General features: G+C 35.4%; 10 protein-coding genes. All 10 read right to left on the bottom strand.

Translation table 11 applies throughout. From position 1 onward, the window contains the following. Positions 1–23: 23 nt before the first annotated feature. The 10 genes from EDD66_RS03610 to EDD66_RS03565 all read right to left on the bottom strand — a co-directional run bounded on the left by EDD66_RS03610 (position 24) and on the right by EDD66_RS03565 (position 12,960). Complete coding sequence (locus tag EDD66_RS03610) at positions 24–1,337, bottom strand: sn-glycerol-1-phosphate dehydrogenase (protein WP_123608199.1); 1,314 nt, start codon at positions 1,335–1,337, stop codon at positions 24–26. Positions 1,338–1,520: 183 nt separating this feature from the next. Beyond that, a complete protein-coding gene (locus tag EDD66_RS03605; protein ID WP_123608198.1) occupies positions 1,521–2,216 on the bottom strand; it encodes an L-ribulose-5-phosphate 4-epimerase in 696 nt (231 codons plus the stop codon). A gap of 69 nt (positions 2,217–2,285) precedes the next feature. Continuing rightward, positions 2,286–3,983 (bottom strand): ribulokinase, encoded by a 1,698-nt coding sequence (gene araB, locus EDD66_RS03600; protein ID WP_334295105.1) that lies wholly within the window; start codon positions 3,981–3,983, stop codon positions 2,286–2,288. Between the two features lie 7 nt (positions 3,984–3,990). Beyond that, positions 3,991–5,487 (bottom strand): L-arabinose isomerase, encoded by a 1,497-nt coding sequence (gene araA, locus EDD66_RS03595; RefSeq protein WP_123608196.1) that lies wholly within the window; start codon positions 5,485–5,487, stop codon positions 3,991–3,993. Positions 5,488–5,820: 333 nt separating this feature from the next. Continuing rightward, positions 5,821–6,900, bottom strand: coding sequence for a GntR family transcriptional regulator (locus EDD66_RS03590; RefSeq protein ID WP_123608195.1), 1,080 nt, complete (start codon positions 6,898–6,900; stop codon positions 5,821–5,823). A 44-nt stretch (positions 6,901–6,944) separates the two neighbouring features. Further along, a complete protein-coding gene (gene mmsB, locus EDD66_RS03585; protein ID WP_123608194.1) occupies positions 6,945–8,111 on the bottom strand; it encodes a multiple monosaccharide ABC transporter permease in 1,167 nt (388 codons plus the stop codon). Continuing rightward, the gene (gene mmsA, locus EDD66_RS03580) at positions 8,111–9,661 is read right to left on the bottom strand and encodes a multiple monosaccharide ABC transporter ATP-binding protein (protein WP_123608193.1); all 1,551 of its coding nucleotides are present in this window, start codon (positions 9,659–9,661) and stop codon (positions 8,111–8,113) included. The genes mmsB and mmsA overlap by 1 nt, the downstream gene beginning before the upstream one ends. 78 nt (positions 9,662–9,739) lie before the next feature. After that, positions 9,740–10,903, bottom strand: coding sequence for a multiple monosaccharide ABC transporter substrate-binding protein (chvE, locus tag EDD66_RS03575; RefSeq protein WP_123608192.1), 1,164 nt, complete (start codon positions 10,901–10,903; stop codon positions 9,740–9,742). A 541-nt stretch (positions 10,904–11,444) separates the two neighbouring features. Continuing rightward, entirely contained in the window at positions 11,445–12,191 is a 747-nt protein-coding gene (locus EDD66_RS03570) for an ABC transporter permease (protein ID WP_243115289.1), read from the bottom strand. After that, entirely contained in the window at positions 12,184–12,960 is a 777-nt protein-coding gene (locus EDD66_RS03565; RefSeq protein ID WP_123608191.1) for an ABC transporter ATP-binding protein, read from the bottom strand. Before EDD66_RS03565 ends, EDD66_RS03570 begins: the two co-directional genes overlap by 8 nt. Between the last annotated feature and the right edge of the window lie 20 nt (positions 12,961–12,980).

The raw sequence follows: 12,980 nt of genomic DNA, 5'->3' as shown, positions 1-12,980 counted from the left end.
AGTATAGCTTTGAATGATTTATATTATTCTTCTACAGACAAATCAAACAGAATTTGTAAAAGACCATAGCGATTTCGTATTTCTTTCCCATATTGGATACTATTAGCAAGCATTTCTGTTGTAATGCCAATTTGTTCAGGTTTCGTAGGTGCATTCATACTTTCCATAAGGTCAATTAATTCTTTGGATGAAGGTAAGTATCTACCTATTGTTCTTTGGATTTCTTCCCAATTCTTCTCTAAGAAATCAATTCTTTTTAAGACTTTTTCCCTTTTATTTTTTTGTACTTGTTCTTCAAATAAAATAATATCCTCACTTACCACCGGATATATACTTCTGATTTCTTTTTTCCATTCTTCTTCATTAAATTGTAATATCTTATCTTTCGCCTGATTGAAATCTATCGCCACTGTCCTTAATTTTTCATAGAGTTTTATTGCAACGATAGTTCCCACACCAACTTTGATTCCATGCAGAACTGGTTTCTTTCCTTCAAACAGGAACATCATCTCCCAAAAATGAGATAAATGATGTTCACTTCCAGACGCAGGTCTTGAATTACCTGCATAACTCATAGCTATTCCGGAAAGTACCAGACCTTCCATAATATATTTTATCGTTTCCGGATCACGGTCTTTTATTTTCTTTCCATTGGAAACAACGATCTGTAAAGATTTTCGTATCATTTCCTCTATATAGGAACAATGATATTCCCCTTCAACCATAGAAGCTATCTTCCAATCCAGAAGGCATACATATTTCCCAAGAATATCCCCTGCTCCTGCAATTATCATATCCATAGGAGCGTCCTTTAAAATATTAATGTCTCCTATGATTGCTTGTGGTACATGAGCTTCATAGGTAGTCTTTAGTTGGTTTATAATGAGAGCTGAAACATTAGAAGCAAACCCATCCATGGATGGAGCCGTTGCAACTGCAAAATATTCAATCTGTAACTTATAACTAATATATTTACATATATCATTTATGGTACCGGAACCAACAGCTATGATCAGATCACAATCTGGTTCTATTCCCACGATAACGTTGCCTAATGCTGTTTCATCAGGAACCAGATCATCTTGCCTTAATACAATACTGCAATTTTCAATATGTTCGGTTTTTAAGATGCTGATTACTTTCTTACCAGCTGCCTTGTATGTATTTTTGTCAGATATAACACATACATTTTTATAGTTATATTTAAAAATCAATTCTGGCAGTCTCTCTAATGCTCCTTCGGAAATTTCGATTTCTTTCAAGTTTGTTGAATGAATCTTATCACAGGAACATTTTAATTCATTATTTAAATAATTATGTAAGCTTAATTCTTCCATTATGATTTCTCCCAACTATAGATTTCTATTTATTTTTTATGTATAAATTATATTATATTCCCTTAACATAATAAATCAATATGCACAGATGAATTTATCAAAATTACCAAAAAAGCACAATTCTACTTTATAGAATTGTGCCCTTTACTTAAAAATAGTAACTTCTTTTGTCTTCTCTGTTTATTAATTTTGTCCGTAGTATGCGTTTTCTCCGTGCTTACGAAAGAAATGTTTGTTGGCAATATCCTTTGGTGCCGGTTTTACATTGGAATTGATACTTTCAGTATAATAAGCCATCTTTGCAACTTCTTCCAGAACTACTGAATTATGTACTGCTTCCAATGGTTCTTTTCCCCATGTAAATGCGCCATGATTGGTGCAAAGGATACCTGGCGTATACAAAGGATTCATTCCTTTTTTCCCCAGTGTTTCAATGATTGCCAGCCCCGTATTTTTTTCATACTCATTATTAATTTCATCATGAGTCAAGCTTCTTACACAAGGTATTTCACCGTAGAAATAATCTGCATGAGTAGTTCCATATAGTGGGATATCCCTTCCTGCCTGAGCCCATGAAGTTGCGAAAGAAGAATGAGTATGTACAATCCCACCGATGTCAGGATATTTCTTATAAAGTTCTATATGTGTCGGAGTATCAGAAGACGGTTTGTATTTTCCCTCTACTTTTTCTCCATTCAAATTCATCACTACCATATCTTCAGGCATCATGGAATCATAGTCAATACCACTTGGCTTTATTACAAAATATCCACTTTCTTTGTCAAAACCACTCACATTTCCCCAAGTATAAGTAATCAGTCCCCTTTTGGGAAGTTCCATATTGGCTTCATATACAATTTCTTTTAGTTCTTCTAACATGGCAGCTCCTTTCTTATTCGCTAATGAATATAATTGGGCATTTAATAATCACTCTTTCTGCCTGTTCTTTCATCCTGCTGAATTACTTGATGATTTCCTTACAATTGCTTTCATCTCTTTTAGACGCTTCATCACATCATTTTCTCCACGTCCAAAATAATCATGGAGCTTTTTATATTCAGTATATAACTGCTTATAAGCTGCAACATTTTCTGGAATTGGTATATATACTTTATCCTTTACTTTTCCCATAACCTTTGCTGCATCAAATATGGTTTCATATCCACCCTTTTCTTTTCCTGCTGCTACAGCACCAAACATAGCTGCACCAAGTGCCGGTGTCTGTTCAGATGCGGATATTTTAATTGGTCTATTCGTTACATCTGCATATATTTGCATCATCATTTTGTTCTTCCATGAGATACCCCCACATGCATACAATTCATTGATGGGAATTCCTGCCTCTTCAAAAGTTTCAATAATCATATTTTTCCCATATGCAGTCGCTTCAATTAATGCACGATATATTTCATGGGGTTTGGTAGTCAGAGTGATTCCCAAAATCATACCGGTCAAATCCACATCTACTAATACTGAACGGTTGCCATTCCACCAGTCAAGAGCAATTAATCCACTTTCTCCCACTTTTAACCGGGAAGCTTCCTCTGTTAAATACTGATGTATTCCCACACCTGTTTTTTCTGCTTCCTCATAGACATATTTAGGCAGACATTGTTCCACGAACCACTCAAAATGGTCACCTACACAGGACTGACCTGCCTCGTACCCATAAAATCCCGGCATGACTCCATCTTCTACTACTCCACACATGCCGGGAACTATTTTTTCTTCCGTTCCCAGTAAAATGTCACAAGTAGAAGTACCAATAATCATAAGCATCTTTCCTGCTTCTGTGATACCAACAGCAGGAACTGCTACATGAGCATCTACATTGGCAATACCCACTGCTGTTCCAGGCATAAGGCCAGTCATTTCAGCCATAGTTTCTGTCAATTCTCCAGCCTTTTGTCCCAATGGATAAATATCCTTACTTAACTTATCTTCTACCAGATTTTCAAGTCTTGAATCCAGGGCTTTAAAGAACTCCTTGGACGGATACCCCTTTTGTTTATGCCAAAGTGCTTTATATCCTGCGGTACAGCTATTTCTCTTTTCTTCTTTGCAAAGCATCATAGTAACCCAGTCGGTTGCTTCAATAAATCGATCTGTCATCCTGTAGATTTCCGGGGCTTCGTCTAATATCTGCATAATTTTTGGAATCATCCATTCAGAAGATATTTTTCCACCATAACGGGCCAGAAATTCTTCCCCTCTCTCTTTCGCTATCTGATTTAATTTATTTGCTTGTGGCTGGGCAGCGTGGTGTTTCCAGAGTTTCAGCCACGCATGTGGTACACCCTTTAATTCCTCACGAAAACAAAGAGGAATTCCTTCTTTATCAATAGGAAGCATTGTACAAGCTGTAAAATCAATTGCTAAACCAATCACATCTTCTTTCTTTATCCCGGTTTCCTTTAAGACCGCAGGAATCGTAGTCTCCAGTACTTCCAGATAATCCTTGGGATGTTCCAATGCCCAGTCAGGACCTAATTTCGTTCCATCCGGTAAAAATTCATCCATTACTCCGTGGGTATATTCTTTTACTGCCTGTGCTACAATTTCTCCAGTTGTAACATCAACTAATACTGCTCTACCAGATTGGGTTCCATAATCTACCCCAATTGAATATTTTTTCAATGATATCACCCCCACTTTATTTATAAGCGACCCAATTCCACCTTAATTCATTTTTCAAGTTTCTAATTGTTGTATCTTTATCAATATAAATTGCTTCGATTCCCATCGCTGCTGCCCAGTCACCCATTTGGTCTGAATTTAAGTCATAGCTAAATGCTGTATGATGAGCACCACCTGCTAAAATCCAACTCTCTGCACCAGTTGCCAGATTTGGTTCCGGTCTCCAGAATGCTGATGCTACTGGGAGATTTGGCATAGAAATGTCCTGAGATAAACATTCTACTTCATTAATAATCAAGCGGAAGCGATTCCCCATATCTATGAGTGAAGTTGCAATTCCCTTACCAGGTTTTGAGGTAAATACAAGACGTGCCGGATCTTCCCTGTTACCCATTGATAATGGGCAGACACGGATTCCAATTGGACCATCCCCTATTGTTGGACACACTTCCAACATATGTGCCTGTAGGATCCCTTCCTTGCCAGGAGTTAAATTATATGTATAATCTTCCATGAATGAAGTACCCTTTGCATCTTTTATTCCCTGAGTCATAATCTTCATTAAGCGGACCATGGCTGCTGTCTTCCAGTCACCTTCTCCACCAAAGCCATAACCTTTTTCCATTAATCTTTGGATTGCAAGACCCGGAAGCTGCTTTAATCCGGAAAGCATCTCGAAATTCGTAACAATGGCATGATAATTCTTTTCACTTAAGAATTTTTCAAAACCAAGTTCAATCTCTGCCTGAACTGCTACATGTTTCCTAAAATCTGCCGGTTCTCTTCCATCTAAGATAATCTCATATTTGCTGTAATATTCTTCTACTAATGCCTCTGTGTCTCCTTTTGAAACCTGGCTAACATATTCCGCAATATCCGTAATATTATAAGCATCTATTTCCCAGCCAAATTTAATCTGTGCCTCTACCTTATCCCCTTCTGTAACTGCAACATTTCTCATGTTATCACCTACACGAAGAACACGTATATGGCTGCTTTCCATAATACCAATTGCAGTTCTCATCCAATCAGCAATTCTTTCCTGCACACTTTTGTCATTCCAAAATCCTACTACCACTTTTCTCTCGATTCCCATACGGCTGACAATATGACCATATTCACGATCCCCATGGGCAGATTGATTCGTATTCATAAAGTCCATATCTATCGTACCATATGGTATTTCTCTGTTGAACTGTGTATGTAGGTGAAGAAGAGGCTTTCTATATTCCTGTAATCCTAAAATCCAGGATTTTGCCGGGGAAAATGTATGCATCCAGGTAATAACACCTGCACATTCTTCATCTCCATTCGCATCATTAAATGTCTTTCGAATAGACACATTATCAATTAGAGTAGGTTTATATACTACTTCAAAAGGCAGAATACCAGATTTGTTTAATCCATCTACAATAATTTTAGAATGTTCTGCTACCTCTTTTAAGCAATCGTCTCCATATAAAGCTTGAGATCCGGTAGCGAACCAGAATTTATATTCTTTGTTTTTTAACATACTTATCCTCCTTTAAATAAATTACAACATTGGGAAATCAATGAGACAAATAGCTATTACTGAATTTTAAACACCGAAACCGTATCTTCTAAATTTTTGGCATCAGATTTTAATCTTTCTGCAGCTACATTTAAAACTTCAACCGCTTCCAATTGTAATGAATTCGAAACTTTAACCGGTTACTTTTTTTATATTTAATTCTTTATCCCTATCTCTTTTTAATATTTTTACTTTTCCTGGTTTCTTAATGTCATTGTTTGATATATGTTTTTTTGTCATTTGCATGCCCCCCTAACATAGCCAAATGCCTCCACAAATATCATGAATTAATATTTATAATTTTTTCACAGAATTACGGATTGTTAGTGTCGGGGTAAAGTCATAGTTGGCATCGAATCTGTCATCCTCTATTAAATAAAGAAGATTTTGAGCTGATTTTTTCCCTAATTCTGTAATTGGATATGCGACTGAAGTCAATGGAACATCACACCTTGCAGCCATATCAGAATCATCTATACTAACAATGGATAATTGCTCCGGTATACTAATATTATTCTTTTTACATATTTCCACCACCGATACCGCAACTTCATCATTATAACAAACACATCCGGTACAGCCTTTTAATCTCTTTAGAATTCTTTGCTCATTATCTTCCATATGATTTGTATCTTCTGTATCAATCCAAACAATATTATCATCATGAATTTTTAAACCGGCATTTAATAATCCGTTTACGTATCCAGAATAACGAAAATGTCCTTGTCTGTCATCTGCTTTAAAGATACCCGCTATATTCGTATGCCCAAGTTCTATTAGATGATTTACTGCAATTAATCCAGCTTTGGTATCATCCATAGCTACATGGGGCAGGTCAAGATTTGGATAATAACTATTAATAAAAATAGTAGGAATCTTTCTATCTATAATTTCATGATATAACTCGATGTTAGGGTTAGGAATTCCACTCTTTGTTGGTTCTACAATAATTCCATCCACAATATTATTATTAAGGAACGTTTGTAATATTGAAGATTCCCTTTCAAGAGTGTTATAAGTAAAAGCTATCTGAGTAAAATACCCGGCCCCAGAGATTACTTTCTCCATTTCCTTTATTACGTTAGGAAAAATATATCGATCTACATAAGTAGTTACAACTGCAATATTTAATGTTTTGGGATTGTCATATTTAAATTTATTACAGATATAAGTACCGCTGCCTTGAATACGTTCAACAATTCCTTCCTGCTCTAACTTGCTTATACCATGACGTACCGTCTGTCTGCTCATGGAGAACATAGAACTTAATTCATTTTCAGAATATAATTTATCCCCTGATTTAAGCTCTTTTGCTTCCACTTTTTCTTTTACCCAATTCACCAATTCCATATACTTCGGTATATTTCCTGTCATTAATATTTCCTCCCACAAAACATCAAGTTTCTGTTCACTTAAGATTAATTATTTTTACGCTTTGAAACCAGATCCACAGTAACAGCACCTAAAAGAACACAGCCTTTTACCACTTTTTGAATATCTGTTGACCAGCCTATTAAGGACATACCATTATTTAAGATACCCATGATAAGAGCACCTACTACCGCTCCAATAATTGTTCCGATACCACCAGCAGTTGCTGCACCACCAATATAGCAAGCAGCAATCGCATCCATTTCAAACCCATCACCAGCTTTAGGAGTAGCAGATGCATTTCTGGCAGATAAAACGATACCTGCTATCGCACTAAGAAGTCCCATATTCGTATAAACCCAGAAAAAAACTTTCTTCGTGTTTATACCTGATAATCTTGCAGCCTTTGCATTACCACCTAATGCATATACCTGGCGCCCTGCTACTGTTTTACTTGTAATAAAGTGATAAATTCCAATCAGAACTGTTATTAGAACTAATACAATTGGCATTCCTCTATATGTTGCTAATTTTACCATAAAGAACCATAGGATTGCCATAATTATTATTAATTTAATGACCGTCTGCCACATTGGTATCGTGTCAAATCCATATTTCTTTTTTGTCTTAATAGATTTTAATTCAAAAAATATAATAAGTAATGTTGCAACTATGGCGACAATGATACTTAGCAGATCAATTGGAGCTTCCTTTGGACCAATACTAATTGCAGGCAGATACCCTGCACCAATCTGTGTATAAGAAGTTGGCAGTGGTCCTTTGGTTTGTGCTTTTAGTGCCACATATGTAAGACCACGTCCCATTAACATGGTTGCTAATGTTACGATAAAAGGCGGTATTCCAAGGGCTGCTATGAAAAATCCTGCGAACATACCTGTTAAGATACCAATTATAATTACAACAAGAAAAGCAAGAGGGATCGGCATACCGTAATCCAATACGAAAATTGCACAAATTCCACCAGTAAGAGCAACAACCGAACCAACTCCCAGATCAACATTACCCGTTAAAACACATAGCAACATACCAACTGCTAAAATTATCACATAACTATTTTGCATAATTAAGTTATTAATATTCATTGGCGTTGCATTTTTCCCTGCTGATAAAATATTAAATATAAAGAAGATGGCTATCATGGCAATAACCATGCCATATTGCTTCATATCTATATTAATCGTTTTCTTTTCCATTAGTTATTCTCCTTCCCATTATGTGTTACGATACACTTCATGATCTTCTCTTGGGATAAATCTTCCTTATCTAGTTCTCCCGCAATTTTTCCTTCATTCAGGACATATACCCTGTCGCACATGCCAATGATTTCTGGCATTTCTGATGAAATAAATATAATTGCTTTCCCAGCCTTTGCTAAATCATTGATGATACAATAGATTTCATATTTTGCACCTACATCAATACCCCTGGTTGGTTCATCCAAAATCAGAACATCAGGTTCAGTTATCATCCATTTAGCCAAAACTACCTTTTGCTGATTCCCACCAGATAGGGACCCTACTGTCTGTTCAATGGAATTGGCCTTTACATTGATTAATTTCTTAAATTTCTTTGCTGTAACAATCTCTTCATTTTTGTTCACAACGCCTTTTTTCGAGAAATATTCTCTTAATGCGGCTAATGTCATATTTTGTTTTATATCATCTATCAGAATTAATCCAAAATTCTTACGATCTTCAGAAACATATGCAATTTTATTCTTAATGGCTTCTCTAACATTATTTAAGTGAAGCACCTCTCCTTTTTTCTTAAATTCACCAGTTATTTTTTGACCATAAGCTTTACCAAACAAACTCATTGCCAGTTCTGTCCTTCCAGCTCCCATTAATCCGGCAAAACCAACAATTTCTCCTGCTCGAACCTGGAAAGAAACATTTTTGATTATTTGTCTGTGTTCATCGTCTGGATGATAAACATTCCAGTTGTTTACTTCAACCATAACATCACCTATGTTGCTTTCCCTTGCTGGGTAAAGATTGGTTAATTCCCTTCCAACCATACCCTTAATGATTCTGTCTTCCGTAAACTCATCTGTTTCTTTATTCATGGTTTCAATAGTCTTACCATCACGGATAACCGTAATAGAATCTGCAACATAACTTAACTCACTTAATTTATGGGATATGATAATACATGTAATCCCTTGTTTTTTAAGCTGTAGCATAATTTCTAACAATTGTTTGCTTTCTTCATCGTTAAGTGCTGCTGTTGGCTCATCTAATATTAATAGATCCACCTTCTTAGCAAGTGCCTTAACAATTTCTATTAATTGCTGCTTTCCAACTCCAAGAGAATTTACCGGAGTATTTATATTCTCATTCTCCAAACCCACTTTCGCCAACATTTCTTTTGCTTTCTGTCTTGTCTTGGTCCAGTCTATTACTCCTTTTGCCGAAGTAACCTCATTGCCTATGAAAATATTCTCAGCTATGGAAAGGTATGGACTTAGGGCTAACTCCTGATGAATTATTACGATTCCTTTACTTTCACTATCCTTTATAGAGTGAAACTGGCAGGCCTTTCCATTGTAAATAATATCTCCTGAATATGAACCATATGTATAAACTCCGGACAATACATTCATTAAAGTAGATTTACCGGCACCATTTTCTCCGCATAATGCATGAATTTCTCCCCGCTTTACTTTAAGATTTACATCATCGAGAGCTTTCACACCAGAGAATTCTTTTGTAATGTGGTTCATTTCCAAAATTATGTCAGACATTCTATTCAGCTCCTTTCATTTTTATCTAAGAAAGGTGACAAACAAGTTGCCACCTTTTCATTGCAAAATGCCAGTTGATTATTTTAAGTCTTCCGCTTTATAGTAACCAGAATCAACTAATTCTTTTTCATAATTATCTTTATCTACAGGAACAGGAGTACATAGATATGAAGGAACAGTAATAACGTTGTTATTATAAGTTGTTTCATCATTGATTTCAGGTGTCTTGCCTTCAAGAACTGCCTGAACCATTGTAACTGCTTTTTCTGCTAATACTCTTGTATCTTTAAAGATAGACATTGCCTGTGTTCCGGCAATGATGTTTTTCGTAGCCATAAGTTCTGCATCCTGTCCTGTAATTAGTGGCCATCCTTCTCCAGGAGCGTAACCAGCACCTGTTAATGCAGCTGCTACACCATAGCTTAAACCATCAAATGCGCTGGCTACAATATCAAGATGTTCTCCGTCTGCATAATATCCTGATAAAATATCTTCACAACGTTTTTGAGCAGTTTCCTGACTCCAGCGAAGTGTATTTGTTTTATCAAATGTTGTTTGTCCTGATTGACACTTTAAAACACCACTCTCTAAATATTTATCTAACACTTTATGTATACCATTATCCAGGAATACTGCATTATTATCATCTGGGGAACCCATGAAGAATTCTATATTATATGTTCTTCCTTCATCTTTTGCGGTAGCAAGCTGCATTTTTTCTTCAATATAAGTTGCGATTGCAACACCAACACCTTCATTATCAAATGTTGCGTAATAAGAAACAGCATCTGTATCCATTAATAAACGATCGTATGCAATAACCGGAATACCATTTGCTTTTGCCTCACCAAGTACATTTACCAATGCTGAGGAATCAACAGCTGCTACTACTAAACAATTTGCTCCGTTATTAATTAGGTTTTCTATCTGGGCAACCTGAGCTTGAACATCATCTTCTGCATATTGGAGATCCACTTCATATCCTAGTGCTTCCAATTGGGATTTCATGTTAGCACCATCCTGAATCCACCTCTGTGAAGATTGGGTAGGCATTGCAACACCCACTTTTTTACCATTACTTTCCGTCTTCTCTGCGGTATCTGCTGTATCCGTCTCTTGCTTGGTTTCTGCAGTACCTGACGTGTCCGTTGTAGGAGCATCTTGACTCTTACATCCAGCTAAAGAAAAAATCATTGTAGCTGCCAGCATTACACCCAGAACCTTTTTGATAGCTTTTTTCATTTTTGTTTCCTCCCTTTTAATTCGCGGCATTTCATCTCCATGTTCTACCGCCATAAGCAACTTGTATTTACAATTCATGCATCAAGCATGTAGTTGTACGTATTCACTAATTCGCCTACTGCAAACCCACTATTTATTGAAGTTTCATATATTATCCAATACATTTTGAGAAAATTATCAATTTTTATATGTGCATTTTAACATATTATTATAACTTTTTTCTCTTTTCTATAGTTATAATATATATTACAAATCCAAACTTGTCAACACATATTTTAGTTTTTTTTAATTTTATTCTCAAAACCTGTACATACATAATTATTTTATATGCATTATATACTATAATTCTTTATTTTCTATGAATATTTTGGTATATTTTCTTATCTCTTCAAAGTTGTACATATTAAGTTGTACATATGTATTTTTCTTCCTTCCACTGTAAAAGGTACTAAAAATGAGAGAGGGGTATTTCTTATAAGAAATACCCCTCTCTCATTATATGAGGATCAAAATTCATATAAACAAAAGCCAGTGTCTTTTATTATCGATTCCATTTACATAGTTTATCCGATGCATAATCTATCAAAGCAAATAAAGAAAAGCCCATAATTGAGATTGTAATGATTCCTATATACATATCAACATAATTAATTTTTGACCAGGCATCCTGAATATAATACCCTACTCCATAAGTGGTCCCATAACCTTCTACAAAGAAAAGAATGGAGACTGCTGCACCTAAGGAAACACGTACACTTGTAAGTAATTGAGGTAAAATTGCAGGTAATGTAACGTGCCATATCATCTGCCATCTGCTTGCTCCATTACTTTGAATCACCTGATATAAAACATTATCTATATTATATACACTATCTCTTACTGATACAATCACTTGAAATACTATCACCAAAAACATAATAACGATTTTGGACCCATCCCTCATTCCCAAGAGAAGCATCGCAATAGGCAATAATGCTGTTTTAGGAATTGGATAACCAAAATAAATAAATGGATATAATATCCTGTTTATTTTTTGTGAATATGCCATTAATATTCCAATTGGAATACCAACAAGCAGAGATAAGAGTAGTCCAATCCCAATTCTTTTTAAGCTATAAAGAATATGTATCATCATATGATCTGTTAATATATTTCCAAAATTCTTATATACATATATAGGGTTTGGAATTACCGTGGTATCAGATACCAGATAGCCAATGAACCATATTAAATTAATAGAAAGAAAACCTTGTATAAATAACTTAAGATTTCGAATTATTTTATTCAACTGTCTCCTTCCTTTCTTCTACCTTTAGCATATCTCTCAATAATCGTTTCGTATTCAAATAATTTGTATCATCCGGATAGGATTTTCCAAGGTAAGGATTATCCATGAAATATTTCATTTCTCCCTTTTCTGTTCCCATTACTGCAATTCTGTTTCCAAGATAAAGAGCTTCTTCTATACTATGAGTAACCAATATGGTTGTAGCTTTATTTTGATTCCAAACATTCAGAAATAATTCTCTCGCTTCTTCCCTGGTAATTGCATCCAGTGCTGAAAATGGTTCATCCATTAATAATAAATCCGGCTTCATTATAAACGCCCTTGCAATTGCCGCTCTTTGTACTTGTCCACCGCTAAGTTCTTTGGGATATTTATTTAATAAATGGGATATATTTAAAGCCTCATATATTTTTATTATCTCCTGCTTTTTCTTCTCATCCACTCTTTTATGATGAATCTTAAGAGGTAATAAACAGTTGTCTTTTACTGTTTTCCATGGTAATAGTCCACAGTTTTGAGGAATGAATCCAATGGTATGATTTTTTGGTGTTAAAGGTTTTCTATCATTATCTTTCACAAATTCTATATATCCGCTCTCAATGGGAATGGTACCCGCTAAAGCATTGATCAGGGTTGATTTCCCACATCCGGAGGAACCTAAAATAATCAAAGCCTCTCCTTGCTTTATTTGCAAAGAGAGGTTTTGAATTACCTCCCACGTTTCATTTTTAGTTTTATATTGAATATTTACATTATCCAAAAAAAGCATTCTTTTCACCACGTATTCAG

The organism is Mobilisporobacter senegalensis, assembly GCF_003752155.1.
Taxonomy (GTDB): domain Bacteria; phylum Bacillota; class Clostridia; order Lachnospirales; family Lachnospiraceae; genus Mobilisporobacter; species Mobilisporobacter senegalensis.
This window is presented reverse-complemented; position numbering and strand designations above follow the sequence as displayed.

Excerpts from the sequence above, each read along its gene's own strand:
- EDD66_RS03610 (WP_123608199.1), bottom strand. The coding sequence starts at position 1,337 with ATGGAAGAATTAAGCTTACATAATTATTTAAATAATGAATTAAAATGT.
- EDD66_RS03605 (WP_123608198.1), bottom strand. The coding sequence starts at position 2,216 with ATGTTAGAAGAACTAAAAGAAATTGTATATGAAGCCAATATGGAACTT.
- araA (WP_123608196.1), bottom strand. The coding sequence starts at position 5,487 with ATGTTAAAAAACAAAGAATATAAATTCTGGTTCGCTACCGGATCTCAA.
- EDD66_RS03590 (WP_123608195.1), bottom strand. The coding sequence starts at position 6,900 with ATGACAGGAAATATACCGAAGTATATGGAATTGGTGAATTGGGTAAAA.
- mmsB (WP_123608194.1), bottom strand. The coding sequence starts at position 8,111 with ATGGAAAAGAAAACGATTAATATAGATATGAAGCAATATGGCATGGTT.
- mmsA (WP_123608193.1), bottom strand. The coding sequence starts at position 9,661 with ATGTCTGACATAATTTTGGAAATGAACCACATTACAAAAGAATTCTCT.
- chvE (WP_123608192.1), bottom strand. The coding sequence starts at position 10,903 with ATGAAAAAAGCTATCAAAAAGGTTCTGGGTGTAATGCTGGCAGCTACA.
- EDD66_RS03565 (WP_123608191.1), bottom strand. The coding sequence starts at position 12,960 with ATGCTTTTTTTGGATAATGTAAATATTCAATATAAAACTAAAAATGAA.